The sequence below is a fragment of the Klebsiella sp. 2-CIP_Kleb. genome, assembly GCF_050378715.1.
GTDB lineage: Bacteria > Pseudomonadota > Gammaproteobacteria > Enterobacterales > Enterobacteriaceae > Klebsiella > Klebsiella quasipneumoniae.
The window spans coordinates 79,294-104,915 of sequence record NZ_JBNRLG010000002.1; the positions used below are offsets into that span (position 1 = coordinate 79,294).

The window sequence follows — 25,622 nt, forward strand, 5'->3', positions numbered from 1 at the left end:
TAGCGCCGCCGCTTACCCTGGGGCAAGCAGGCGGCGTTGAGGCAGGATTAACGCGCGCTCACCAGCTCGCGTTTCATATCAATAATCTGCTGGAAGTCAGCCACGCTGCCCGGGCCGATGTGCTGAGTACCGCCCATCGCTTTGATAAAGCAGGCGTGATCCTCAGTATCCAGTTTTTTCACCGCCGCCACGACCTTCGCTTTAAAGTCCGCTGGCAGCGCATTGCTCACCAGGATCGGGCCGTTCGGGATCAGCGGTGATTGCCAGATAATGCGGATCTGCTTCATCAGATCCGGATGATCCATGCGAATCAGGCGGTTGAACGCGCCGGTGGTGTAGCCGGTGTTGTAATCGCCCACCATCGAGGCCCAGGTGACCGCGCCCGCGAACTGGCCATTCAGCACGCCGAGGATGTCCTGCTCGTGGCCACCGGAGAAGGTGACACTGGAGAAGGTGTTGTTGTATTTGTTGTCGGCGTTACCGCCAAATTTTTCTTTAAACGCATGGTTAGGGATCAGATACCCGGAAGTGGAGTCCGGGTCGGCGAAGCCGAAGGCTTTGCCTTTTAAATCGTCCAGCGTTTTATACGGGGAGTCAGCTTTGACAATCACCACCGAGTGGTAGCCGCGAGACTGATCTTTGTCGTCCACGGCGATACCAACGATATCCACCGCTTTGGGGTTATTAAGATAAACCGAGGCGTAAGAGGAGGGAGACATGCTCAGCACCACGTCGACTTTCCCTCCCAGCAGACCCTGGATCACTCCGGAATAGTCGGAAGAGTTGCGCAGTTTGGTGTCCACGTTCAGCTCTTTATCGAGGAAGGCCTTCACGCACTGGTTATCGCCGATTTGCTGGGTGGCGTTCTGGCCGCCGAGAATGCCCAGATTCAGCTCTTTCGGCTGCGCCGCCGCTGCCTGCCATGCCATCATCATGCCCGCGACCATTGCGGATAAACGAACTGCGCCAGTCATAGATTTTTTCATTATGTTGCCCGTGTGAGTGAAATTAATGCAATTGGCTAACTTCATCGCCGTACAGCCGCTGCAGCACATCCTGCGTCAGCCGGGAGGGGTGATCGTCAAAAATAAGCTGGCCGCTGGCGACGCCGATAACCCGGGTGCAGTAGGTCTTCACCAGCTCTACCGAATGCAGGTTTACCATCACGCTGATGCCCTGCTCGCTAATCTCGCGCAGTACATCCATGATGCGCTGGGTGTTTTTCGGATCCAGCGAGGCGACAGGCTCGTCGGCCAGCAGGATGCCGGGGTTCTGCATCAGCGCCCGGCAGATCGCCACCCGCTGCATCTGCCCGCCGGAGAGGTTCTCCGCCCGCTGCAGCGCGTGCGGCAACATGTTCATCCACTCGAGCAGCGCAATGGCGCGCGCCCGGTCGGCTTCAGGAAAGATTTTAAACAGCGATTTCAGGGTTGAGGTCTGGCTGAGGCGGCCCAGCAGGACGTTGGTGAGCACATCGAGACGGGGCACCAGGCAGAAGTCCTGAAAAATCATCCCGCAGTGGCTGCGCCAGGCATTGAGCGCGCGCCCTTTCAGCCGGGAGACATCGTGCGGGGTACCGACTTCCGGGTAACTAAGAATTTCGCCGCCGCTGGCGCTGTGGGTGCCGTTGAGGACATGCAGGAGCGTCGATTTACCGGCGCCGGAGCGGCCTATGATGCCAACCATTTCGCCAGCGTGCAGATCAAAACTGATGCCGTCCAGCACCTTGTGCTGGGCTTGATAAGCTTTACTCAGATTACGCACGCTTAAGACCTTCCGCTGCCGGCCGGCATTGAGTTCGGTGAACGGCTGGAAATCAGTTTCGGCCACCGCGGCAAGAGAGCTGTTCATAAGAGTGTCCAGGTTCGTCATTAACTGGCCACTATTAATAGGTCTTTATGTGAAATTTCGATGACGGTATTGCGAACAAACCGTGAACAGGCGGGAAAGGGCGGCGGTGAGCGGTTCACCGTGCGCGGTACGCTGGCGAAGCGCCGAAAAGCGGCTATGCTTTCGGGAACGCGGAGGCTGGCGTCCCCGTGCGGCAGGAACCCATCGGCAAAACTCGTTTTATCTTGCTAATGAGGTCTGTTTAATCGAATAGATAATGCTTCTGCCTTTGTTTAGCATTCATCATTCCGCAAAATTAACATATATATAACTATTTTGTGCGGCATGTTAATCTATTTATTAGTCTTATGCATTGGTGAATCATCCTGGTTATTGCTGATTTTTAGACTTATATTCTTTATTTTTGAATAAATTTGGTTTATTTGACAACTGCATTCTGCCCTTCATTAAGAATATTCCTAACATAATAGGGTGAAGATCCTGGGTAATATAAAATTCTGCTAAGAATTGAGGGTTATATTGCTAATAACCTTATGAAAATAAATACCTTTTTCTTTCGCTCAAAAATGAGATATTTTCAGTTTTTGTAAATATTGACCTGGGCGCGAAATTCATTGCCTTCCCGCATGTTGACACTCCATAGGAAAAAACTTAAATTCAACGCCAAGCAGAAAATAATTATAGTTTAACCCCGCTTATTCAATACTGATAAGTAATGCGTGTCTTATTTAATGGCGATTTACTAAAGGAATCGAATACGCCAGTAAACTTTATAGGCCTGGCAAGCAGTGACGTTTTAAAAATGATTACTTCAAGGACTATGAGGTTAAAAACTATATGGAATATAAAAGCTGTTCCGATAAGTATATTTGGTCTGCCGATGACTCCTACTTCTATAAAGGATTGTCTGAACTGATTGTAGATATCGACGAGTTAATTTATCTGTCGCTAGAGAAAATCAGAAAAGATTTCGTGTTTATCAATCTCAATACGGCTTCGTTAAACGAGTTTATCAGGCGCGACAGCGAATGGCTATCCGCGGTAAAGGGGAAACAGGTCGTATTAATTGCGGCCAGGAAGTCAGAAGCCTTAGCGAATTACTGGTATTACAATAGCGATATTCGCGGCGTGGTATATGTTGGCCTGAGTCGCGATATTCGAAAAGAGCTGGCCTATGTGATTAATGGCAGGTTTCTCCGTAAAGATATTAAGAAAGATAAAATTACAGACCGGGAAATGAAAATTATCCGCATGACCGCCCAGGGCATGCAGCCGAAATCGATCGCCAGAATTGAAAATTGTAGCGTGAAGACAGTATATACCCATCGGCGCAATGCCGAGGCCAAGCTGTATTCCAAAATATACAAATTAGTTCAGTAACACCCAGGTAAGTTAATTTTTGAATGGTTCACCGGGACATCATGTCCTTAATTCAACTCAGGAAGAAAAAGCGATGAAAAAAAAGGTTCTGGCAATAGCTCTGGTAACGGCGTTTACCGGTATGGGCGTGGCGCAGGCTGCTGACGTAACGGCTCAGGCTGTAGCGACCTGGTCTGCGACCGCCAAAAAAGACACCACCAGCAAGCTGGTGGTCACCCCGCTCGGCAGCCTGGCGTTCCAGTATGCCGAAGGCGTGAAAGGTTTTAACTCACAGAAAGGTCTGTTTGACGTGGCGATTGAGGGTGACGCAACGGCGACCGCCTTTAAGCTGACCTCGCGTCTTATCACCAACACCTTAACCCAGCTGGATACCTCCGGCTCCACGCTGAGCGTGGGCGTGGATTATAACGGCGCAGCGGTGGAAAAAACCGGTGATACCGTGATGATCGATACCGCCAACAACGTTCTGGGCGGCAACCTCAGCGCGCTGGCTAACGGCTACAACGCCAGCGGCCGTACCACCGCGCAGGATGGTTTCACCTTCTCGATCATCAGCGGCACCACCGACGGCACCACCGCCGTGACCGATTACAGCACCCTGCCGGAAGGGATCTGGAGCGGCGACGTCAGCGTACAGTTCGACGCCACCTGGACCAGCTGATCCTTGTGATGCGCCAGCAGGGGGGCTCCCCCTGCTTTTTTCACGGACGGAATTGTTATGAAAAAGCACCTTCTGGCCCTCGGGCTGCTGCTTGCCGGAGTATCGCCGGCGCAGGCGCTGGATGTCGGCGATATCTCATCGTTTATGAACAGCGGCAGCAGCACACTGAGCAAAACGATCAAGAACAGCACCGACAGCGGCCGCCTGATCAATATCCATCTCGAAAGGCTCTCTTCCCCGCTGGACGACGGACAGGTTATCCCGATGGATAAACCGGATGAGGTGCTGCTCACTCCCGCCAGCCTGCTGCTACCCGCCCAGGCCAGCGATGTGATCCGCTTCTTCTACAAAGGCCCGGCGGATAACAAAGAGCGCTACTACCGCATTGTCTGGTTCGACCAGGCGCTCAGCGATGCCCAGCGCGATAACGCCACCCGCAGCGCGGTGGCCACCGCTTCCGCTCGCATCGGCACCATCCTGGTGGTGGCGCCCCGGCAGGTGAACTACCGCTTTCAGTATGCCAACGGCTCCCTGACCAACACCGGGAATGCGACGCTGCGGATCCTCGCCTACGGCCCCTGCCTGAAGGCCGCCGACGGTAAGGAGTGCAAAGAGAACTACTACCTGATGCCGGGTAAATCACGCCGTTTTACGCGCGTGGACACGGCGGACAAAAAAGGACGGGTTGCGCTTTGGCAGGGTGAGCAGTTTGTTCCCGTGAAATAGACAGCTGTGCAGATGGATAACGACGATGCCTCTACAACGGATTTCCCCAGGACTGAAAACGCGGCTTGCCTTCGGCATGTTTTTTTTGTTCGTTCAGCCCGACGCCAGTGCGGCGGCCCCAGGCGCGCAGCAGATTGGCGGGGTGATTATTCCGCAGGCCTTCAGCCAGGCGCTGCAGGACGGCATGAGCGTTCCTCTTTATATTCATCTTGCCGGCAGCCAGGACACCCGGGACGATCAGCGGATCGGCAGCGCCTTTATCTGGCTGGACGGCGGCCAGCTGCGCGTTCGGCAGATCCGGCTGGAAGACAATGAGGGTAACGCCAGCGTCAGTGAACAGACCCGACAGCAGCTGATCGGCCTCGCCAACGCCCCGTTCAGCGAGGCGCTCACCATTACTCTGACCGACAGCGCGCAGCTGGATCTCAGCCTGCGCCAGCTGCTGCTGCAGCTGGTGGTCAAGCGCGAGGCGCTGGGCACCGTGCTGCGCTCGCGCAGCGAAGACATCGGCCAGTCGAGCGTCAACGCCCTGAGCAGCAACCTGAGCTATAACCTCGGCGTCTATAACAACCAGATGCGCAACGGCGGAAGCAACACCTCTAGCTACCTGTCGCTGAACAACGTCACGGCGCTGCGTGAGCATCACGTGGTGCTCGACGGCTCGCTGTACGGCATCGGCAGTGGTCAGCAGGACAGTGAATTATATAAAGCCATGTATGAACGCGATTTCGCTGGCCACCGCTTTGCCGGCGGGATGCTTGACACCTGGAACCTGCAGTCTCTGGGACCGATGACCGCTATTTCGGCGGGCAAGATTTACGGCCTTTCCTGGGGGAACCAGGCCAGCTCCACCGTCTTCGACAACAGCCAGTCCGCCACGCCGGTGATTGCCTTTTTACCGGCGGCGGGCGAGGTGCATCTCACCCGCGACGGCCGGTTGCTGAGCGTCCAGAACTTCGCCATGGGCAACCATGAAGTGGATACCCGCGGCCTGCCGTACGGTATTTACGACGTGGAAGTGGAGGTGATCGTCAACGGGCGGGTGGTCAGCAAACGCACCCAGCGGGTCAATAAGCTGTTCAGCCGGGGACGCGGCGCCGGCGCGCCGCTGGCGTGGCAGGTATGGGGCGGCAGTTTTCATATGGATCGCTGGTCGGAGAGCGGAAAAAAGACCCGGCCGGCGAAAGAGAGCTGGCTGGCGGGCCTCTCGGCCTCCGGGTCGCTCAGCACCCTGAGCTGGGCGGCAACGGGCTATGGCTACGACAACCAGGCGGTGGGAGAAACTCGCCTGACGCTGCCGCTGGGCGAGGCGATCAACGTTAACCTGCAAAACATGCTGGCCAGCGACAGCTCGTGGAGCAGCGTCGGCAGCATCAGCGCCACGTTGCCGGGGGGCTTTAGTTCAATGTGGGTCAACCAGGAGAGAACCCACATTGGCGATCAATTGCGGCGCAGCGATGCCGATAACCGGGCGATCGGCGGCACCCTCAACCTGAACGCGCTGTGGTCGAAGCTGGGAACGTTCAGCGTGAGCTACAACGATGATCGCCGCTACAACAGCCATTACTACACCGCGGATTACTATCAGACGGTCTACAGCGGCGCCTTTGGCTCGCTTGGCCTGCGGGCGGGGATCCAGCGCTATAACAATGGCGACAGCAGCGCCAACACCGGGAAATATATCGCCCTCGATCTGTCGCTGCCGCTGGGCAACTGGTTCAGCGCCGGGATGACCCATCAGAACGGCTACACCATGGCTAACCTCTCAGCGCGTAAACAGTTTGATGAAGGCACCATTCGCACCATCGGCGCCAATCTGTCGCGGGCCATCTCCGGCGATACCGGGGATGACAAAACCCTCAGCGGCGGGGCGTATGCCCAGTTCGACGCCCGCTACGCCAGCGGCACGCTGAACGTCAACAGCGCAGCGGACGGCTACGTCAACACCAACCTCACCGCCAGCGGCAGCGTCGGCTGGCAGGGCAAAAATATCGCCGCCAGCGGACGAACCGACGGCAACGCCGGGGTGATCTTCAACACCGGGCTGGAGGACGATGGTCAAATCAGCGCCAGGGTCAACGGGCGGATCTTCCCGCTCAGCGGTAAGCGTAACTATCTGCCGCTCTCCCCTTATGGCCGCTATGAGGTGGAGCTGCAGAACAGCAAAAACTCGCTCGACAGTTACGACATCGTCAGCGGGCGCAAGAGTCATCTGACTCTCTATCCCGGCAACGTGGCGGTGATTGAGCCAGAGGTGAAGCAGATGGTCACCGTCTCCGGTCGTATTCGGGCGGAAGACGGCACGCTGCTGGCGAATGCGCGGATTAACAACCATATCGGCCGTACCCGCACCGATGAAAACGGCGAGTTTGTTATGGATGTGGATAAGAAATACCCCACGATCGATTTCAGCTACGGCGGCAATAAAACCTGCGAAGTGGCGCTGGAGCTCAGCCAGGCGCGCGGCGCCGTGTGGGTGGGGGATGTGGTTTGCAGCGGCCTCTCGTCGTGGGCGGCGGTGCAGCAGACAGGAGAAGAGAATGAAAGTTAACCCATTAATCGCCCTGGCGATCCTCGCGCTGCTCTGGCCGGCGGCTGCGCTCAGGGCGGCGGTGACCAAGACCACCTGGTCGGATGCGCCGGCGCGCGAGTTTGTGTTTGTGGAAAACAACTCCGACGACAACTTTTTCGTCACTCCCGGCGGGGCGCTGGATCCGCGCATGACCGGCGCCAACCGCTGGACCGGCTTAAAATACACCGGCTCCGGGACCATCTATCAGCAGAGTCTCGGCTATATCGATAACGGCTACAACACCGGGCTCAATGCCAACTGGAAGTTTGATATGTGGCTGGAAAACTCGCCGGTTTCGCACCCCTTAACCGGCCTGCGCTGCATCAACTGGTACGCCGGGTGCGATATGGCCACCAGCCTGATCCTGCCGCAGACCACTGACGCCAGCGGGTTCTATGGCGCGACGGTGACCAGCGGCGGCGCGAAGTGGATGCACGGTATGATGTCGGACGCGTTTTATCAGTATCTGCAACAGATGCCGGTCGGCGGCAGCTTCACGATGACCATCAATGCCTGCCAGACCTCGGTGAACTACGACGCCAGCAGCGGCGCGCGCTGTAAGGATCAGGCCTCCGGCAACTGGTATGTGCGCAACGTCACCCACACCAAAGCCGCGAACCTGCGGTTGATAAACACCCACTCGCTGGCGGAGGTGTTTATCAACAGCGATGGCGTGCCAACCCTTGGGGAAGGGAACGCCGACTGCCGGACACAGACTATCGGCAGCCGTTCAGGATTAAGCTGTAAGATGGTCAATTATACCTTGCAGACCAATGGGTTAAGCAATACGTCGATCCATATTTTCCCGGCGATCGCCAACTCGTCGCTGGCCTCGGCCGTCGGGGCGTATGATATGCAGTTCAGCCTCAACGGCAGCTCATGGAAGCCGGTGAGCAATACCGCCTATTACTACACCTTCAATGAGATGAAGAGCTCAGATGCGATCTATGTGTTCTTCTCCAGTAACTTCTTTAAGCAGATGGTGAATCTCGGGATCAGCGATATCAATACCAAGGATCTGTTCAACTTTCGCTTCCAGAACACCACCTCGCCGGAGTCAGGCTGGTATGAGTTTTCCACCTCCAATACGCTGATTATCAAGCCCCGTGATTTCAGCATCAGCATTATCTCTGACGAATATACCTCGGCGCCGTCGCGGGAGGGGTATGTCGGCAGTGGTGAACCGGCGCTCGATTTCGGCTACATCGTCACCACCAGCGGTAAAACGGCCGCCGACGAAGTGCTGATCAAAGTGACCGGACCGGCGCAGGTGATTGGTGGGCGCTCCTACTGTCTCTTCAGCTCCGATGACGGTACGGCGAAAGTGCCGTTCCCGGCGACGCTCTCTTTTATCACCCGCAGCGGCGCGACGCAGACCTACGACGCCGGGTGCGATGACAGCTGGCGGGATATGACCGATGCGCTGTGGCTGACCACGCCGTGGACCGATATCTCCGGCGAAGTGGGGCAGATGGATAAGACCACGGTGAAATTTTCGATTCCGATGGATAACGCCATTTCGCTGCGGACGGTAGACGATAACGGCTGGTTTGGCGAAGTCAGCGCTTCAGGAGAGATTCATGTCCAGGCGACGTGGCGCAACATTAACTAAGGCCCTGCTGACGCTGAGCTGCCTGCTGGCGGCGCCGCTGGCGCAGGCGATCTCGGTCGGCAATCTGACCTTTTCCCTGCCGGCTGAAGCGGATTTCGCCAGCAAACGGGTGGTCAATAACAATAAAAGCGCGCGGCTGTACCGGATCACTGTCAGCGCCATCGACCGCCCTGGCGGCAGCGAAGTGCGCTCCCGGCCGGTGGATGGCGAACTGCTGTTCGCCCCCCGCCAGCTGGCGCTGCAGGCCGGGGAGAGCGAATATTTCAAATTTTATTATCATGGGCCGCGGGATAACCGCGAGCGCTACTATCGGGTCTCGTTTCGTGAAATTCCCACCCGTAACCTGACGAGGCGCAGCCCGACCGGCGGCGAAGTCAGCATGGAGCCAGTGGTGGTGATGGATACCATTCTGGTGGTGCGCCCGCGGCAGGTACAGTTTAAATGGTCTTTCGATAAGGCGGCCGGGACGGTGAGCAACACCGGCAATACCTGGTTTAAGCTGCTGATTAAACCCGGGTGCGATTCGACCGAAGAGGAGGGCGACGCGTGGTATCTGCGTCCCGGGGACGTGGTTCGCCAGCCGGCATTGCGCCAGCCGGGGAACCACTATCTGGTCTATAACGACAAATTTATTAAGATCAGCGATACCTGTCCGCTGAAGCCCCGTCCCGCGGAGTGAGCCTTATCCGGCGGTCGCGCGGCGGGTAAAGCGCCGGCTGGCCAGCAGGCTCAGACCGCAGCACAGCAGGTAGTACACCGCGCCGGTGAAGACGAAGATCGCCAGGGGATAGATTTGCACCCGGTTGTTGACCTGGCCGGCCACGGTAGTCAGCTCCGGGACGTTGACGATAAACGCCAGCGAAGTGTCCTTCAGCAGGCCGATAAAGATCCCCACCAGCGACGGCTGAACGTTGCGCAGCGCCTGCGGGAGCAGCACCAGGCGCAGCGTTTGCCCGGGGGCGAACCCCTGGGTCAGCGCCGCCTCATACTGTCCTTTCGGCAGCGACTGCAGCCCGGCCAGCACCGAATGCATCACCGAGGCGGCGGTAAACCACGCCAGCGCCAGGGTCACGGTCACCGCGCCGGGCAGATCGCCGCCGGTCAGCATCGGCAGCAGATACCACAGCCAGAAGATGACAAATATCAGCGGGATGCCGCGGATAATTTCCGCCCACAGGAACAGCAGACGTCGCGTCAGCCCGCCGTAGCGCCAGGCCAGGCCCGCCAGCGCAATGCCTCCCGGCAGCGCCAGCAGGGTGGCGCCGATGGCCATCAGCAGGGTCAGGGCCACGCCGCCGGGCTGGCCCTCCGCCAGCCGGCCCCACAGCAGGTAATCAAGGTTATCGGCGATCACCGCCAGATTAGCGTTCATGTTGGGCGCTCCGTTGCAGTTTTCTTCCCGGGCCGAGACGCGTTAGCGCCACGCCCATCGCCACCCCCAGCGCCAGATACAGCGCGGTGCCGATGGCAAACGCCTCCAGGGCGTGCGCGTTATAGCTCTCAATCTGCCGCACCTGATAAGTCAGTTCCGCAAAGCCGATGCCGCTGGCCAGCGATGAGAGTTTCATCAGGTTGAGATACTGGCCGACAATCGGCTGCCAGGCGTTGGCCAGTCCCTGCGGCAGGAGGATAAAGCGCAGCTCCTGCCACGGGGTAAAGCCCTGCGACAGCGCGGCTTCCCGCTGCCCGTGGCTGACGGCGCGCAGTCCGGAGGCGATCTCTTCCACCAGAAAGGCAGAGGTAAAGACCCCCAGCCCCCACATCGAGCAGAGGAACTCCGGCGTCAGCCACCAGACGTTGCCCGGCAGAATGGACCAGGCGTGCTCGTCGTTTACCACGTCCTTCACCGCCAGCGGCAGCAGGTTCCAGGCGGCAAAGTACCAGAACAGCAGCTGGACCAGCAGCGGAGTATTGCGAAACAGCGAGACCCACGCGGCCACCAGCCCGCGCCCCACGCGGCCGCCGCCGAGACGCAGGGCCAGCAGCAGGACCGCCAGCGCAGTGGCGAGCAGGATCCCGGCGACGCTGACCCAGACGGTGGTGAGAAAACCAGAGATAATCCATTGCAACGGCTGTCCGCTCAGGACGCCGTGCCAGTCAAGCATCGGCGTCACTCGAGGCTCTCCTGGTGCAGCGGATCCAGCACCTTCTGCAGAAAACGCCGCGCGCGGGCATGCTGCGGATGGGCGAAAAACTCAGCCGGTGGGGCGACCTCGAGAATGTCGCCGCCGTCGATAAACACCACCCGGTCGGCAATTTCGCGGGCAAACTGCATCTCGTGGGTCACCACCAGCATGGTGATCCCACTGTGGGCGAGGTTTTTCATCACCTGCAGCACTTCGCCGATCATCTCCGGGTCGAGGGCCGAGGTGGGCTCGTCGAACAGGATAATCTGCGGCGAGGAGGCCAGAGCGCGGGCGATGGCCACCCGCTGCTGCTGGCCGCCGGAGAGCTGCGCCGGCATCTGCTGCGCTTTCTCCTCCAGCCCGACCTGGCGCAGCAGCGCAAGCGCCCGCTCCTGAGCCGCGCTTTTTCCCCAGCCGTGGACGCGCTCCAGCGCCAGCGTGATGTTCTCCTGCGCCGTCAGGTGGGCGTAAAGGTTGAACTGCTGGAAGACAAAGCCGACGCGGCTACGCAGCTGGCGCAAGGCGCTGCCGCTCAGCCGGCTGGTGGGTTTACCGTCGATCAGGATCTCGCCGCCGCTTAAGGATTCGAGCTGGTTGATCAAGCGGATCAGCGTCGATTTTCCCGATCCGGAAGGACCGAGGATCGCCACCACTTCGCCGGGCTCGACCTGCAGGTTGATAGCGTTAAGCACCTGATGATCGCCGTAGCGCTTGGCTACCTCACGAAACGTTATGCTGGCGCGCTGCAGACGTGAAAAATCCGCGGCCGGGGCCGCGGAGTGGGAGAATAAACCCGAGAACATATTATTTCGCTTCTATGGTAAAGGCGCGCGGCTGCGGCGTTTTAGTGGCAGGGCCAAACCAGACATCGTAAATTTTCGCGGCTTCGCCGGTTTTCTCCAGCTTCACCAGCTCATCGTTGACGGCTTTCAGCAGGGCCGGTTCGCCTTTCTTCACGCCCACGCCAATCTCTTCTTTGCTGAGCAGATCGGGCAGAATTTTAAACTTGGCTTTATCCGGCGCTTCCGCCAACAGACCGGCAAGGATAGTGCTGTCCTGGGTGATGGCCTGGACGTTGCCGTTGCGCAGGGCGGTCAGGGCCAGCGGAATATCGTCATAGGAGAGGACGCGAGCCTGCGGGAAACGCTGGTGCAGGGCCTGTTCGCCGGTGGTGCCTTTCACCGCGCCGATGCGCGCTTTGCTGTACTCATCAAGCTTATCCGGAGAACCGGCCGGCACGAGGAACTGCTGGCCGGTGACGAAATACGGCGTTGAGAAATCAATAACCTGGGCCCGCTCCGGGGTGATGGTAATGTCGGCGACGATCAGGTCGGCTTTGCCGGACTGCAGCAGCGGAATACGGTTGGCCGGGTTAGTGGCCACCAGCTCGAGTTTGACGCCGAGCGCTTTCGCCAGCGCCTGGGCAAAGTCGACGTCGTAGCCGACGATATGGTGGGTTTTGGCGTCTACGGAGCCGAACGGCGGGTTGGCGTCAAAGGTGGCGACTTTCACGACGCCAGCGGCTTTGATGTCAGCCAGCTGGTCGGCCTGCGCCTGCGAGGCGAGCAGCAGCATACCCAGCGCCAGTGCGATTTTTGTGGTTTTGTTGCGCATAGTTTTTCCCCTGAATCCCTGTTTTGTTTTGTGGACATCACGCTCCCATAAATTGCCCATCGGCGGCAAAGAAGAAAAAATTCTTATCTATAACCAAAAAGAACTTAACAAACCTGTGGGTATTCTTTATGCGCCGCTGGCGTTTTCCCGGTGCGACAACGACCGCCGAACGGTTCCCTCTCCCTCAGGGAGAGGGTTAGGGTGAGGGGAAAAGGACCGGGGGTAATATGCGCCAGCCAGGATTGCAAATTCGGAATTAATATTTCCCGCGCCCGGCCAACTGTGGTTGAAATAGACCCAGGCGATACGCTTCCCGACAGAGGAGAAAACGAAAGTGGCATTGTGGCAACGGTTAACGGGCTGGCTGGCTTTTTTGTCCAACGGTGAAGCCGGACAGCAAGATACCCAACGCGTCATGGAGGCGATCCTGCCGGTGGCCAGCCTTTACGGCGTGGACATTGGCAACGTGGAAACCCGGTGGTTCCGTCATGATAAGACATACTGAGCGACGCAGGACGCGAGAAGCCTACTGGAACGAGGTGTGCTTTGTGTAGCAAGAGACTGCCTGAGGTTGCGGCCTCGCAGGAGGCGCCGCCGCAGCCCAGGCAGTTTTGACCATGCCTATCCCCCCAGATACATCCGCTTAATTTCCGGATTAGTCAGCATCTCCCGCGCCGCGCCTGACAAGGTGATCCGGCCATTCTCCAGGACATACGCCCGATCGGCGATCGCCAGCGCGGCCGTCGCATTCTGCTCCACCAGCAGCACCGTCATATTCTCTTCGCGCAGTTGCTTAATGATGCCGAACAGCTCGCCGACAATTTTCGGCGCCAGTCCGAGGCTCGGTTCATCCAGCATCAATAACACCGGCTCGCTCATCAGCGCCCGGGCGATGGCCAGCATCTGCTGCTCGCCGCCGCTCATGGTGCCAGCCATCTGATGGCGCCGCTCCTTGAGCCGTGGAAAGAGGGCGTACATGCGATCGCGCAGGCGGGTGTAGCCGGCGAGATTATTGTAAGCGCCCATGCGCAGGTTCTCTTCGATGGTCAGGTTGGTAAAGACCCGGCGTCCCTCCGGCACCAGCGCAAGCCCGCGGCGCACGATCTGGTGGGTCTGGCTGCACGAGATATCGTCGTTAAGGAAGCTGACGCGCCCGCTGGAGCGCACCAGGTTGACGATCCCATTGAGGGTGGAGGTTTTACCGGCGCCATTGCTACCGATCAGGGTGACGATCTCCCGGTCATAGACGTCGATATCGACGCCCTTCAGCCCCTGGATCACGCCGTAAAAAACCTTCAGTTCCCGGGCGTTAAGCATAATTGGCTTCTCCCAGATAAGCGGAAATGACGTCCGGATGCTGGATCGCCTCGGCCATCAGGCCGCTGAACAATGGCTTACCATACTCCAGGACCATCACCCGTTCGCACAGGCGGTTGACGAAGGGCATATCGTGCTCGATTAACAGGACGCTGAGCTGATAGTCATGGCGCATGCGGAAGATCAGCTCCGCCAGATCCTCGGTCTCCTTTGGGTTCATCCCGGCAGCCGGCTCATCGAGCAGCAGCAGCTTCGGCGCGGTGGCCAGCGCGCGGGCGATCTCCACTTTGCGCTGGTTGCCATAGCTCAGGTTCGTGGCCTGCATATGGGCGAAGTGGGCGATGCCGATATCCTCCAGAATGGCCATCGCTTTGGCCTTCGCCGCCCGCTCGGCCGGAAAGTAGCGGCCAATGTGCAGGGCCGCCTCCAGCAGCGAATAGCGGCTGGCCCGGTCGAGCCCGACCATCACATTCTCCAGCACCGTCATAGAGTTAAACAGCCGGATATTCTGGAAGGTGCGAGCGATCCCGGCGTTCACCACCTGGTTGGGCTTCAGCCCCTTCAGCGAGGCGCCCGCGAGGGTGACGCTGCCGCTGGTGGGCTTATAGTTGGCGGTGATGACGTTAAACAGGGTGGTCTTACCCGCGCCGTTCGGGCCGATAAGGCCAAAGATCTCCGCCTCGTCAACATGGAAGCTGACGTTGTCGATGGCCCGCAGGCCGCCAAACTGCATGGTGACGTCCTGCACCTGCAGGATGATTTTATTTTCCGCCATAGCCGCCGCTCCTTCTTCCGGTCTGCCAAATCTCTTTTTTCCCCAGCAGCCCTTCGCGGGCGAAGAGCATGATAATCAGCAGCAGCAGGGAGAAGACCACCATTCTCAGGCCCGGATAGGCGCCGAGATCGTGACCGAAGAACTGCAGCGGCTGGTCGAGAAAGCGCAGCCACTCGCCGCTGCCGACCACCAGCACGGTGCCGAGCAGGGCGCCGGTGGTGCTGCCGAGTCCGCCGAGGACGATAATAATCAGCAGCTGGAAGGTGAGCATAAAGTCGAACAGCCCCGGGGAGATGGTGGTCAGCAGGGAAGCCAGCAGACCGCCGCCGATCCCTTCGAAGAAGGCGCTGGTGGCGAAGGCGCAGGTTTTAATGCGGAAGGTGTTGACCCCCATGGCGATCGCCGCATCTTCGTCGTCGCGAATAGCTTTCATCATCCGACCATACTTCGACCACACCAGTTGAAGGATCATGCCGGTGGCCAGCAGGGCGAACAGCCCGCACCAGAACAGAAGATGCGGCTGCTGCGGAATATCGTTCAGCCCGATGGCGCCGTTGGTGATTTGCGGGTTGTTAATGGCGAGGATCTTGATGATAAACCCGAAGCCGAGGGTGACGATGGCCAGGTAGTCGCCCCGCACCCGGAAGACCGGCACGGCGAGGCACACCGCCAGTGCCGCCGCGCACAGGCCGCTTATCAGCAGGGCGGGGAGGAAACCCGCGTGCAGGCTGAGGATCCACGGGCTGGGGGCGGCCATTTCAAACATGTCTACCTTGCTGTCGCTGGAGAGGATCAGCAGGGCGGTGACGTAGGCGCCCACCGCCACGAAGCCGTTCGGCTCCAGCGACAGCTGGCCGGTCACGCCGTTGATCAGGTTGTAGCTGACCGCGAGGATCATAAAGATAAAAATGGTGCTGATGACGCGAACAATGTAGTCATTGAAAACCACGTTGATTCCGGCCAGCAGCGCGATACAGATGACAATAATGGCCAGGTTGCGCAGCTGCGCCCCGGCGGTCGTCGTCGCGTTGAGCATCAGAAACGGCTCCTTTCCAGACGTTCGTCGCCCATAATGCCGACTGGGCGGAACAAGAGGACCAGAATCAAGAACAGGAAGGCGAAAGCATCTTTATAGCCGCCCAGTTCGGGGACGATCGCCACCGCGACCACTTCGGTAAAACCGAGGATAAAGCCGCCCAGCACCGCGCCGGTGACGCTGCCGATCCCGCCGAGCACGGCGGCGGCAAAGGCCTTCAGGCCGATAAGCACGCCCATCAGGGGATCGATCGTTGGGTAGCTGATGGAGTAGAACACGCCGCCGAGCGCCGCGAGGCTACTGCCGAGGGCGAAGACCAGGGAGATGATCCGGTTGGCGTCAATGCCCATCAGGCGCACGGTGTTGACGTCAAAGGCCACCGCGCGGATCGCCATCCCATAGCGGGTGCGGTACAGCAGCCAGAGGATCGCCAGCAGCAGCAGGACGGTGATCAGCGGCACAATCCACGCCACGTTGGTAATGATGACGCTGCCAAAGGCCCGGGTCTGGTTGAAAAAGTCCGGGGCGGAGAAGAAGCGCGAGCTGCCGCCGAACAGCACGTTAAACAGGTTTTCGAGGAAGAAGCTGACGCCGATGGCGGTGATCAGCATGGAGATTTTCGAGGCCTGACGCAGCGGACGATAGGCGACCCGGTCAATTAGCATACCAAACAGGCCGCACAGCCCGAGGGTCAGGAAAACGGCTACCCCGAAGGGTAGCCCAACCGAAGAAAATAAAAACAGCGTACTAAACGCGCCGACCATCATCACGTCCGCATGGGCGAAGTTGATCAGCCGCAGCACGCCATAAACCATCGTATAACCGATGGCAATCAGGGCGTACATGCCCCCAAGACTCATTCCATTGACCACTTGCTGGAGAAAAATGGCGCCGTCCATTTTGTAGCCTCGTCACAACTTAAGGGTTAACCACGGTACGAAACGCCAGCTTGCCATCTTTCACTTCGTTGATGACCGCGCTGCGAATGGCATCGCCGTTCTGTAAGGTCAGCGTGCCGGTCACGCCCTGGAAATCTTTGGTGGCGCGGATTTTTTCATTTACGCAGACCCGATCGTGGGGATCGCTGCACTGGTTCATGGCGTTGACGATGACGTTATAGGCATCCGCCGCCATTGCGCCCCAGGTATGGGTCGGCTGCTGGTATTTGGCTTCCCAGGCTTTGATGAAGGTTTCCCCCGCCGGGGTCTGCTCTTTGGCGTTCGGCGAGTAATAATCGGTGGTCATATAGCCGTTGACCGCGTCTTTACCGACATCGAAGAAGACCTGATCCGCGGCCAGACCATCGCCGCCCACCACCGGTTTGTTGAGCCCCAGCTGTTTAGACTGCACGGCAATCAGCGCCCCTTCGGTGTAGTAGATCGGCATATAAATCATGTCGACATTCTTCGCCTTGACGCTCGCCAGCTGGGCTTTAAAGTCCTTGCTGCCGCCCGGGGCCTGGACCTCGATGGGAATGGTGCCGCCGTTTTTCAGGAACTGGGTGCGGAACGCTTTCGCCAGGCCGACGGAGTAATCGTTGCTGCTGTCAAACACGATGGCGGCGGTTTTGGCTTTCAGATCGCGGGAGGCCAGATTGGCCCCGACCACCCCCTGGAAGCTGTCCGAGAAGCAGACCCGGCTGACGTACGGATGGTTGCGGGTGACCCGGTCGTTGGTGGCGGTGGAGGAGACCAGCGGCGTTTTGCTGTCGTCGGCGATTTTGGTCATCGCCAGGGTGTTGGAGGAGGTGACTTCCCCGATCACGGCATCCACTTTATCGCTGGAGACCAGGCGCTGCATGGCGTTGGCCGCTTCGACTTTGTCGCTTTTATCATCGATAACGATAAGCTTGATGGTATCGCCATTTTTTAACGTCGGGGTGATGGCCTGAATAATGTCCAGACCTTTCTGCGACGGCTGGCCATAGCCGCTGAGGGCGCCGCTCAGGGGTAATACCACCCCGATTTTAATTTCCGCTGCCTGCGCGCTGCTGGCGCCGACCAGCGCGGCAACCAGCGTGGCCATTAAAGACGCTTTCCCGGAAAACGATTTCATGGGTATTTCTCCGTCGGTCGATTATTTATCTTTAACCATCAATGACTGCATAACATTGAGGAATAATGCGCCAGCTTATCCGGCGAATTATTGGCTGTTATGTTGAATAGATAACGAGATATATACCCTAAATAATTCGAGTCGCATGAAGGCGGCAAGTGAGCGAGTCCCCAGGCGCTTACAGAAGTAAGTGACTGACAGCCAACGCACATGCAACTTGAAGTATGACGGGTATTTTTAATGCGCTGAATTACCTTACAACGTCCGTTTCGTTTTTACTCATGCAATATTCTTATTACCTGCAGGCAAGGGCATAAGGCTGGCGACCACACGGTTTTTGATACGGTGAACGCATTTTGCCGGGTGGCGACAGGCGCCTTCCCCGGCCTGAAAACAGGCAATATACCGGTTAAACGGTTTTCGTCGGCCCGCGCAAGCGAAGCGCCGCCGGGAAATTTCAGCGTGCACCCGAATATAATATTCAGGTGCGCCCGGTAATATTAACAATCTATTCTGTGGCTCACGTGACTTATTATTTTAAAGGGGGCAACGGTTTTATTTTCCCATGCAGCGCCGGATTATCGCTTTCATCTTTCAGGCGCACGCCGGTAAGCCGTCGTAAAAAAGCCTGCTCCAGCAGCCAGGCCAGTTTAAAGGCGGCGGCGTCATGGCTCAGTCCTTCCGGGCGAATATTGGAGATACAGTTACGCTCCGACTCCAGCCGCTGCCGATGCGGCTGCCAGGTGAGGTAGACGCCGAGGCTGTCCGGCGAGGAGAGACCCGGTCGTTCGCCAATCAGGATCGCCACCGCGCGGGCTTTCAGGGTTTCGCCAATATCATCCCCCAGCGCCACCCGTGACTGATGGGCCAGCACCACCGGCGCCAGGCCGATACCCAGCGTCTGCAGGTAGGGCAGCAGGGCGCGGATCAACGGCACCGCCTGGCGCTCTACCGCCCATGAAGAGAGGCCGTCGCCGATCACCAGCAGCAGGTCGGCGGGGCGGACGCCGCTGGCGGCGAGGTCGGCGCGGCTTTCGTCGGCAAGCTGCCTTCCGAGATCCGGACGCCGCAGATAGGTGTGACGGTCCGGCGCGGCGCTGTGCACCGTCAGAGCGTCGAGGCCGAGCGCCGCCAGCGGCGCCACCAGCTGCTGGCTGGCGAACGGCTGATGAATAGCATCCCGCGCTCTGGCGTGGGCCAGACCAAAGTTGAGGACTTCGCGGGTCGGCAGGCTGGCGCCGCTGCGCCCCAGGGCAATCCGCGCATCGGTAAATTCACGCAGCGGGTTCCAGGCGTCGGGACGGTTCATACGGAGGCTCCTTGCGGCAGGACGGACAACAGTGGATGACGGGCGTCGGTGAGCCGCAGCGCGCCGTGCGGATCGATAATCTGCATCTTCGCCAGCCAGTCGGCGAACTCCGGGGCATGCTTTAAGCCCAGCAGACGACGGGCGTACAGCGCGTCATGGAACGAGGTGCTCTGGTAATTGAGCATGATATCGTCCGCTCCGGGCACGCCGATCAGGAAGGTGAGCCCGGCGGCGCACAGCAGGGTCAGCAGGGTGTCCATATCATCCTGATCCGCTTCCGCGTGGTTGGTATAGCAGACGTCGCAGCCGATCGGCAGGCCCATCAGCTTGCCGCAGAAGTGATCTTCCAGCCCGGCGCGAATAATCTGCTTGCCGTCGTAGAGATACTCCGGACCGATAAAGCCGACCACCGTATTGACCAGCAGCGGTTCAAAGTGGCGGGCGACGGCGTAGGCCCGCGCCTCGCAGGTCTGTTGGTCGACGCCGTGGTGGGCGTTGGCCGACAGGCAGCTCCCCTGCCCGGTCTCAAAATACATCACATTGTTGCCGAGGGTACCGCGACCGAGGCTGAGGGCCGCTTCGCGGGCCTCCTGCAGCATGGCAAGATTGATGCCGAAGCCGCTGTTGGCCGCTTCGGTTCCCGCCACCGACTGAAACACCAGATCCACCGGCGCGCCGCGCTCAATCAGCTGCAGCGTATTGGTGACGTGGGTCAAAATGCAGGACTGGGTGGGAATGGCGAAGCGCTGGATAATATCGTCCAGCATCACGTTCAACTGCGCCAGCACCGGTAAGCTGTCGCTGGCCGGGTTGATGCCGATCACCGCGTCCCCGGCGCCGTACAGCAGCCCGTCGAGCATACTGGCGGCAATGCCTTTCAGGTCATCGGTGGGATGGTTGGGCTGCAGGCGCACGCTGAGGTGGCCGGGCAGGCCGATGGTGTTGCGAAAGCGCGTCACCACCTGACATTTGCTGGCGGCGAGGATCAGATCCTGATTGCGCATCAGCTTGCTTACCGCCGCCGCCATCTCCGGGGTGATAGCGCGGGCGACCCGCTGCAGCGTGGCGGTATCGGTGGCATCGTCCAGCAGCCAGTCGCGGAAATCGCCGACCGTCAGGTGACGCAGGGCGGCAAAGCCCTGCGCATCATGGGTGTCGATGATCAGGCGGGTCACTTCGTCCTGCTCGTAAGGGATAAGCGGATTGTCGAGGATGTCGGTCAGCGGCACCTCGGCGAGGGTCATTTTCGCCGCCATCCGCTCTTCGGCTGAGTGGGCGATAACCCCCGCCAGGGCGTCGCCGGAGCGGGCCGGCGACGCTTTCGCCATCAGCGTTTTCAGACTATCAAAGCGCCATACCTGGCCCGATAGCGTGGTTTTATACATGCCGCCTCCTCAGGAGACCGTTCGCAGTTGAGGATCCACTGGCGCCCGTTCACGGGCCGCTGCGGTTTTGCGGAACCACAGGTAGCCGCCGAGCATCATCGCCGCGAAAATCAGCGCCAGCAGCAGGTTATACCAAACCATCGCCACCAGGCAGAGCAGCGCCATGCCGAGGGCAAAGGCCGGCGCCAGCGGGTAGAGCGGCGCGCGGAATGGACGGATCAGCTTCGGCTCGCTACGGCGCAGTTTGAACAGCGCCGCCATGGAAGTGATATACATAACAATAGCCCCAAATACCGACATGGTGACGATGCAGGCGGTCAGCGGCATGCCGCTGATGGTGATCAGCGAGTCGGAGAAGATCGCGGCGATGCCCACCACGCCCCCGGCAAGGATCGCCAGATGCGGAGTGCGGGTGCGGCGATTGAGGGTGGCCAGACCGGCGGGCAGATAGCCGGCGCGGGCGAGGGAGTAGATCTGCCGCGAGTAGCCCATAATGATGCCGTGGAAGGAGGCGACGAGGCCAAACAGCCCCAGCCACACCAGCATATGCAGCCAGCCGCTGCCGTTGCCCACGACCGTCTTCATCGCCTGGGGCAGCGGATCGTTAATATTGGACAGCGCGCGCCAGTCGCCGACGCCGCCGGCGAAGACCATCACCCCAATCGCCAGCACCGTCAGCGTCAGAATGCCGCCGCCCAGGGCGCGGGGAATGGTGCGCTGCGGATCTTTGGCCTCTTCGGCGGCCATGGAAGCCCCCTCAATGGCGAGGAAGAACCAGATAGCGAACGGAATGGCGGCGAACATCCCCGGCAGCGCCAGGCCGCTAAAGCTTTCCGCGCCCGCCCAGCCGTTAGTGGTGAAATGGCTCCAGGAGAAGCCGGGGGCGACTACGCCCATAAACACCAGCAGCTCGAAGATGGCCAGCAGGGTGACGATCAGCTCGAAGGTGGCGGCGATGCCGACGCCGAGGATATTGAGCGTCATAAAGATCACGTAGGCGCCGCAGGCGACCCATTTCGGATCCAGCGCCGGAAACTGCACGTTGAGGTAGGCGCCGATGGCCATGGCGATGGCCGGCGGGGCGAAGACGAATTCAATCAGAGTGGCAAAACCGGCGATAAAGCCGCCGGTGGGCCCGAAGGCGCGGTAGGCATAGGCGAAAGGGCCGCCAGCGTGCGGGATGGCGGTGGTCAGCTCGGTAAAGCTGAAAATAAAGGCGCAGTACATGGCGGCGACCGCGAGGGCGACGACCATAAACCCCATCGTGCCCGCCTGCGACCAGCCGTAGCTCCAGCCGAAGTACTCCCCGGATATCACCAGTCCGACGGCGATCCCCCATAAACGAAAACTGCCGAGCGTTCTTTTTAAGGTGGTGGTGTGCTCTGTCATACGTGTTGCCTCGCCAGATAGAAAGGTTCTGAACGACAGGCTGCAAAGAGAGTGCCAGAACGTTGTCCGTCGCGATGAGGCGCCAGTTCGGGGAGCGCCCGTCGGCGCTGCGCAAAAATGGGGCAGGCTGCACGCTGTCGGCGCGCGACCTGGTGCAGCGGCTTTGCTTTTTCAGCGGCGGCACGGTATAACACTTCTTCTTTTGGATGTTTAGATGTCTATACGTTTATACGCATCATGACCCGGGCAAGCGGGCTGGCGTGAGAAAATAAAATGCAAAGCACAACACAACAACAAGGTGGGCAACTGAAGCGCACCATGAAAACGCGTCATCTGATCATGCTGTCGCTCGGCGGCGTGATTGGCACCGGCCTGTTCTTTAATACCGGCTATATCATCTCCACCACCGGCGCGGCCGGGACGCTGCTGGCGTATCTGATTGGCGCCCTGGTGGTCTGGCTGGTGATGCAGTGCCTCGGCGAACTGTCGGTAGCGATGCCGGAGACCGGCGCTTTCCACGTTTACGCGGCGCGTTACCTTGGCCCGGCGACGGGCTATACCGTGGCGTGGCTCTACTGGCTGACGTGGACGGTGGCGCTGGGTTCGAGCTTTACCGCCGCCGGCTTCTGTATGCAGTACTGGTTCCCGCAGGTGCCGGTCTGGATCTGGTGCGTGGTGTTCTGCGCGGTGATCTTCGGCCTTAACATCATTTCGACCCGCTTCTTCGCCGAAGGCGAGTTCTGGTTCTCGCTGGTGAAAGTGATCACCATCATCGCGTTTATTATTCTCGGCGGCGCGGCCATTTTCGGCATCATTCCGATGCAGGATGGCTCCCCGGCGCCGGGCCTGCGCAATATCACCGCCGAAGGCTGGTTCCCGCACGGCGGCCTGCCGATCCTGATGACCATGGTGGCAGTGAACTTCGCCTTCTCCGGGACGGAGCTTATCGGCATTGCCGCCGGGGAGACGGAAAACCCGCATAAGGTTATTCCGGTCGCCATCCGCACCACCATCGCCCGGCTGATTATTTTCTTTATCGGCACCGTGTTTGTGCTGGCGGCGCTGATCCCGATGCAGCAGGCGGGGGTGGAGAAAAGCCCCTTCGTGCTGGTGTTTGAAAAGGTGGGTATCCCTTACGCGGCGGATATTTTCAACTTCGTGATCCTGACGGCGATCCTCTCGGCGGCCAACTCCGGCCTGTACGCTTCCGGGCGGATGCTCTGGTCGCTGTCGAACGAGAAGACGCTGCCGGCCTGCTTTGCCAAAGTCAATAAACGGGGCGTGCCGGTGACCGCGCTGTCAGTGAGTATGCTGGGCGGCGTGCTGGCGCTGTTCTCCAGCGTGGTGGCGCCCGACACGGTGTTTGTGGCGCTGTCGGCGATCTCCGGTTTTGCGGTGGTGGCGGTGTGGTTGAGCATCTGCGCCTCGCACTTTATGTTCCGCCGCCGCCATCTGCAGCAGGGTAAGGCGCTGAGCGACCTGCAATATCGCGCCCCCTGGTATCCAGTGGTGCCGATTCTGGGCTTTGTGCTGTGCCTGGTGGCCTGCGTGGGCCTTGCTTTTGACCCGAGCCAGAGAATTGCGCTGTGGTGCGGGATCCCCTTTGTGGCCCTGTGCTATGGTGCCTGGTATCTTACTCGTTCACGGAAAATGACTCAGGAGCCCCAACATGTCGCAGACTAATCCGTTTACCGCCCTGCTTGCCGCCCAGCCTTTCGTGCTGCTGGACGGCGCTATGGCCACCGAGCTGGAGGCCCGCGGCTGCGATCTGGCTGACAGCCTGTGGTCGGCGAAAGTGCTGCTGGAGAACCCGCAGCTGATCCGCGATGTGCATCTCGACTACTTTCGCGCCGGGGCGCAGGTGGCGATCACCGCCAGCTATCAGGCCACCCCGGCGGGTTTTGCCGCACGCGGGCTGGATGACGCGCAGTCCCGGGCGCTGATCGGCAAAAGCGTCGAGCTGGCGCGCAAAGCGCGCGAGGCGTACCTCGCCGAGAACCCGCAGGCCGGCACGCTGCTGGTCGCCGGTTCGGTGGGGCCGTATGGCGCGTTTCTTGCCGACGGCTCGGAGTATCGCGGCGATTATCAGCGCAGCGCGGCAGAGTTCCAGGCCTTCCACCGCCCGCGCGTCGAAGCGCTGCTGGATGCGGGTGCCGACCTGCTGGCCTGTGAAACCCTGCCGTCATTCGCCGAGATCCAGGCCCTGGCGGCCCTGCTGCAGGAGTATCCCCGCGCTCGCGCCTGGTACTCCTTCACGCTGCGCGACGCCGAACATCTGAGCGACGGCACGCCGCTACGCGAGGTGATGGCCGCCCTGGCGGATAACCCGCAGGTGGTGGCGGTGGGGATCAACTGTATCGCGCTGGAAAATACGCCCGCGGCGCTGGCGCATTTGCACAGCCTGACGGCGCTGCCGCTGGTGGTCTATCCTAACTCCGGCGAGCATTATGATGCGGTGAGCAAGACCTGGCACCATCATGGCGAAGCCTGCGCCAGCCTGGCGGATTATCTGCCGCAGTGGCTGGCGGCCGGGGCGAAGCTGATCGGCGGCTGCTGCCGCACCACGCCGAAGGATATTGCTGAGCTGAACGCGAAGCGCTGAGTTTTTTGCCGGGTGGCGCTGCGCTTGCCCGGCCTACATATTGCGCGAACCGGAGGCCGGGCAAGGCGCAGCCGCCACCCGGCGCCAACCATCTGCCACCAACCCACCGCTCAAAATCAACTATCCTTTCCCGCTTTTGTTCTAAAAACGATTCGCTATTAGCCAGAATTTTTAATTACTTCATCTCCATCCTGATGCCGGAAATACTGCACCTATAACAACTCAGGGGAAGCAGACATTATGGCATTCACATCGCGAATTACTCTTCTGGCGGCGCTGGCCGTCGCCGCCTTCCAGGCGCAGGCGGTCAACGTGACCGTGGCGTATCAAACCTCCGCTGAGCCGGCGAAAGTCGCCCAGGCGGACAACACCTTCGCCAAAACCAGCGGGGCGACCGTCGACTGGCGGAAATTTGACAGCGGCGCCAGCGTGGTGCGCGCTTTGGCCTCCGGCGATGTGCAGATCGGCAATATCGGCTCCAGCCCGCTGGCGGTGGCCGCCAGCCAGCAGGTGCCGATTGAAGTGTTCCTGCTTGCCTCAAAGCTCGGCAACTCCGAAGCGCTGGTGGTGAAGAAAAGCATCACCAAACCGGAAGATCTGATCGGCAAGCGCATCGCCGTGCCGTTTATCTCCACCACCCACTATAGCCTGCTGTCGGCGCTCAAACACTGGGGCATCAAGCCGGGCCAGGTGCAGATTATTAACCTGCAGCCGCCGGCGATTATCGCCGCCTGGCAGCGCGGGGATATCGATGGCGCTTACGTCTGGGCGCCAGCGGTTAATGAACTGGAAAAAGAGGGCAAGGTGCTGACCGATTCCGCGCAGGTTGGGGAGTGGGGCGCGCCGACCCTCGACGTCTGGGTGGTCCGTAAGGACTTCGCCGAGCAGCATCCGGAGATTGTCAAAGCGTTCGCTAAAAGCGCCATCGACGCCCAGCAGCCCTACATCGCCAACCCGGAGGCATGGCTGAAACAGCCGGACAACATCAGCAAGCTGGCGCGCCTGAGCGGGGTGCCGGAAGCCGATGTCCCGGGGCTGGTGAAGGGCAATACCTATCTCACCGCCGCTGAGCAGGCGCAGGCGCTGAACGGGCCGGTCAATCAGGCCATCGTGGATACCGCGCGCTTCCTGAAAGAGCAGGGCAAAGTGCCTGCGGCGGGAACCGATTATCGTCAGTACGTCACTGACCGCTTTGTGAAGTAAAGGAGGCGG

26 protein-coding genes are annotated in these 25,622 nt (G+C 59.7%); 12 read left to right on the forward strand and 14 right to left on the reverse strand.

The genetic code is table 11. The features are described from left to right. Window positions 1–47: 47 nt before the first annotated feature. Complete coding sequence (gene phnD, locus ACQUTP_RS08325; protein ID WP_032426081.1) at window positions 48–986, reverse strand: phosphonate ABC transporter substrate-binding protein; 939 nt, start codon at window positions 984–986, stop codon at window positions 48–50. A 22-nt stretch (window positions 987–1,008) separates the two neighbouring features. After that, a complete protein-coding gene (gene phnC / locus ACQUTP_RS08330) occupies window positions 1,009–1,851 on the reverse strand; it encodes a phosphonate ABC transporter ATP-binding protein (protein ID WP_004204921.1) in 843 nt (280 codons plus the stop codon). 837 nt (window positions 1,852–2,688) lie between these two features. Here phnC and ecpR point away from each other — a divergent pair. From ecpR to ACQUTP_RS08360, 6 genes are all read left to right on the forward strand, one after another. After that, entirely contained in the window at window positions 2,689–3,231 is a 543-nt protein-coding gene (ecpR, locus tag ACQUTP_RS08335; protein ID WP_004144585.1) for an ECP biosynthesis operon DNA-binding transcriptional regulator EcpR, read from the forward strand. A gap of 73 nt (window positions 3,232–3,304) precedes the next feature. Continuing rightward, window positions 3,305–3,892: a common pilus major fimbrillin subunit EcpA gene (ecpA, locus tag ACQUTP_RS08340; RefSeq protein ID WP_004204919.1), complete on the forward strand. Its 588-nt coding sequence runs from the start codon at window positions 3,305–3,307 to the stop codon at window positions 3,890–3,892. Between the two features lie 57 nt (window positions 3,893–3,949). Continuing rightward, window positions 3,950–4,618 carry a hypothetical protein gene (locus ACQUTP_RS08345; RefSeq protein ID WP_017900976.1) on the forward strand — a complete coding sequence of 223 codons (669 nt, stop codon included), beginning with the start codon at window positions 3,950–3,952 and terminating at the stop codon, window positions 4,616–4,618. 25 nt (window positions 4,619–4,643) lie between these two features. Continuing rightward, window positions 4,644–7,169: a fimbrial biogenesis outer membrane usher protein gene (locus tag ACQUTP_RS08350; protein WP_080935954.1), complete on the forward strand. Its 2,526-nt coding sequence runs from the start codon at window positions 4,644–4,646 to the stop codon at window positions 7,167–7,169. Continuing rightward, on the forward strand, window positions 7,159–8,802 hold the full coding sequence (ecpD, locus tag ACQUTP_RS08355) for a fimbrial adhesin EcpD (RefSeq protein ID WP_004204915.1): 1,644 nt from the start codon (window positions 7,159–7,161) through the stop codon (window positions 8,800–8,802). The genes ACQUTP_RS08350 and ecpD overlap by 11 nt, the downstream gene beginning before the upstream one ends. Beyond that, window positions 8,771–9,481, forward strand: coding sequence for a fimbria/pilus periplasmic chaperone (locus ACQUTP_RS08360; RefSeq protein ID WP_017900978.1), 711 nt, complete (start codon window positions 8,771–8,773; stop codon window positions 9,479–9,481). Before ecpD ends, ACQUTP_RS08360 begins: the two co-directional genes overlap by 32 nt. Before the next feature lie 3 nt (window positions 9,482–9,484). Here ACQUTP_RS08360 and ACQUTP_RS08365 read toward each other — a convergent pair whose 3' ends face one another. From ACQUTP_RS08365 to ACQUTP_RS08380, 4 genes are read right to left on the reverse strand one after another with little or no spacing between them, the layout of a single operon-like run. Beyond that, on the reverse strand, window positions 9,485–10,174 hold the full coding sequence (locus ACQUTP_RS08365) for an amino acid ABC transporter permease (protein WP_017900979.1): 690 nt from the start codon (window positions 10,172–10,174) through the stop codon (window positions 9,485–9,487). Continuing rightward, window positions 10,164–10,916, reverse strand: coding sequence for an amino acid ABC transporter permease (locus ACQUTP_RS08370; RefSeq protein ID WP_065903480.1), 753 nt, complete (start codon window positions 10,914–10,916; stop codon window positions 10,164–10,166). The genes ACQUTP_RS08365 and ACQUTP_RS08370 overlap by 11 nt, the downstream gene beginning before the upstream one ends. After that, on the reverse strand, window positions 10,913–11,731 hold the full coding sequence (locus tag ACQUTP_RS08375) for an amino acid ABC transporter ATP-binding protein (RefSeq protein WP_004204909.1): 819 nt from the start codon (window positions 11,729–11,731) through the stop codon (window positions 10,913–10,915). The genes ACQUTP_RS08370 and ACQUTP_RS08375 overlap by 4 nt, the downstream gene beginning before the upstream one ends. Window position 11,732: 1 nt before the next feature. Further along, window positions 11,733–12,542 carry an ABC transporter substrate-binding protein gene (locus ACQUTP_RS08380; RefSeq protein WP_002890106.1) on the reverse strand — a complete coding sequence of 270 codons (810 nt, stop codon included), beginning with the start codon at window positions 12,540–12,542 and terminating at the stop codon, window positions 11,733–11,735. A 334-nt stretch (window positions 12,543–12,876) separates the two neighbouring features. Between ACQUTP_RS08380 and ACQUTP_RS08385 the strand changes: the two genes are divergently transcribed. Next, a complete protein-coding gene (locus tag ACQUTP_RS08385) occupies window positions 12,877–13,047 on the forward strand; it encodes a hypothetical protein (RefSeq protein WP_002890108.1) in 171 nt (56 codons plus the stop codon). 116 nt (window positions 13,048–13,163) lie between these two features. On the opposite strand, the gene ACQUTP_RS08390 is transcribed toward ACQUTP_RS08385, so the two are convergent. From ACQUTP_RS08390 to ACQUTP_RS08410, 5 genes are read right to left on the reverse strand one after another with little or no spacing between them, the layout of a single operon-like run. Next, on the reverse strand, window positions 13,164–13,859 hold the full coding sequence (locus ACQUTP_RS08390) for an ABC transporter ATP-binding protein (protein ID WP_100050891.1): 696 nt from the start codon (window positions 13,857–13,859) through the stop codon (window positions 13,164–13,166). Continuing rightward, window positions 13,852–14,634 (reverse strand): ABC transporter ATP-binding protein, encoded by a 783-nt coding sequence (locus ACQUTP_RS08395; protein WP_017900983.1) that lies wholly within the window; start codon window positions 14,632–14,634, stop codon window positions 13,852–13,854. Before ACQUTP_RS08395 ends, ACQUTP_RS08390 begins: the two co-directional genes overlap by 8 nt. Further along, window positions 14,621–15,670, reverse strand: coding sequence for a branched-chain amino acid ABC transporter permease (locus ACQUTP_RS08400; protein ID WP_002890127.1), 1,050 nt, complete (start codon window positions 15,668–15,670; stop codon window positions 14,621–14,623). The genes ACQUTP_RS08395 and ACQUTP_RS08400 overlap by 14 nt, the downstream gene beginning before the upstream one ends. Beyond that, complete coding sequence (locus ACQUTP_RS08405; RefSeq protein ID WP_004204905.1) at window positions 15,670–16,569, reverse strand: branched-chain amino acid ABC transporter permease; 900 nt, start codon at window positions 16,567–16,569, stop codon at window positions 15,670–15,672. Before ACQUTP_RS08405 ends, ACQUTP_RS08400 begins: the two co-directional genes overlap by 1 nt. A 19-nt stretch (window positions 16,570–16,588) precedes the next feature. Continuing rightward, complete coding sequence (locus ACQUTP_RS08410; protein WP_004147267.1) at window positions 16,589–17,695, reverse strand: ABC transporter substrate-binding protein; 1,107 nt, start codon at window positions 17,693–17,695, stop codon at window positions 16,589–16,591. Here ACQUTP_RS08410 and ACQUTP_RS08415 point away from each other — a divergent pair. Continuing rightward, window positions 17,688–17,831 (forward strand): hypothetical protein, encoded by a 144-nt coding sequence (locus ACQUTP_RS08415; RefSeq protein WP_032426080.1) that lies wholly within the window; start codon window positions 17,688–17,690, stop codon window positions 17,829–17,831. The two genes, ACQUTP_RS08410 and ACQUTP_RS08415, sit on opposite strands and share 8 nt — an antisense overlap. A gap of 426 nt (window positions 17,832–18,257) precedes the next feature. Here ACQUTP_RS08415 and eutC read toward each other — a convergent pair whose 3' ends face one another. The 3 genes from eutC to eat are packed head-to-tail and all read right to left on the reverse strand — an operon-like array spanning window position 18,258 to window position 21,808. Next, window positions 18,258–19,034 (reverse strand): ethanolamine ammonia-lyase subunit EutC, encoded by a 777-nt coding sequence (gene eutC, locus ACQUTP_RS08420; RefSeq protein WP_004204903.1) that lies wholly within the window; start codon window positions 19,032–19,034, stop codon window positions 18,258–18,260. After that, complete coding sequence (locus tag ACQUTP_RS08425; protein WP_004204902.1) at window positions 19,031–20,419, reverse strand: ethanolamine ammonia-lyase subunit EutB; 1,389 nt, start codon at window positions 20,417–20,419, stop codon at window positions 19,031–19,033. Before ACQUTP_RS08425 ends, eutC begins: the two co-directional genes overlap by 4 nt. A 9-nt stretch (window positions 20,420–20,428) precedes the next feature. Then, a complete protein-coding gene (gene eat, locus ACQUTP_RS08430) occupies window positions 20,429–21,808 on the reverse strand; it encodes an ethanolamine permease (protein ID WP_004204901.1) in 1,380 nt (459 codons plus the stop codon). A 62-nt stretch (window positions 21,809–21,870) separates the two neighbouring features. Here eat and ACQUTP_RS08435 point away from each other — a divergent pair, with 62 nt between their 5' ends. The 4 genes from ACQUTP_RS08435 (at window position 21,871) to tauA (ending at window position 25,613) form a co-directional block, all read left to right on the forward strand. Next, the gene (locus ACQUTP_RS08435; protein WP_161992934.1) at window positions 21,871–21,999 is read left to right on the forward strand and encodes a hypothetical protein; all 129 of its coding nucleotides are present in this window, start codon (window positions 21,871–21,873) and stop codon (window positions 21,997–21,999) included. An 82-nt stretch (window positions 22,000–22,081) separates the two neighbouring features. Beyond that, window positions 22,082–23,491 (forward strand): S-methylmethionine permease, encoded by a 1,410-nt coding sequence (gene mmuP, locus ACQUTP_RS08440; RefSeq protein ID WP_004204899.1) that lies wholly within the window; start codon window positions 22,082–22,084, stop codon window positions 23,489–23,491. After that, window positions 23,478–24,410 carry a homocysteine S-methyltransferase gene (mmuM, locus tag ACQUTP_RS08445; protein ID WP_017898951.1) on the forward strand — a complete coding sequence of 311 codons (933 nt, stop codon included), beginning with the start codon at window positions 23,478–23,480 and terminating at the stop codon, window positions 24,408–24,410. Before mmuP ends, mmuM begins: the two co-directional genes overlap by 14 nt. A 240-nt stretch (window positions 24,411–24,650) precedes the next feature. Next, a complete protein-coding gene (gene tauA / locus ACQUTP_RS08450) occupies window positions 24,651–25,613 on the forward strand; it encodes a taurine ABC transporter substrate-binding protein (RefSeq protein ID WP_004204897.1) in 963 nt (320 codons plus the stop codon). The last annotated feature ends 9 nt before the right edge of the window (window positions 25,614–25,622 follow it).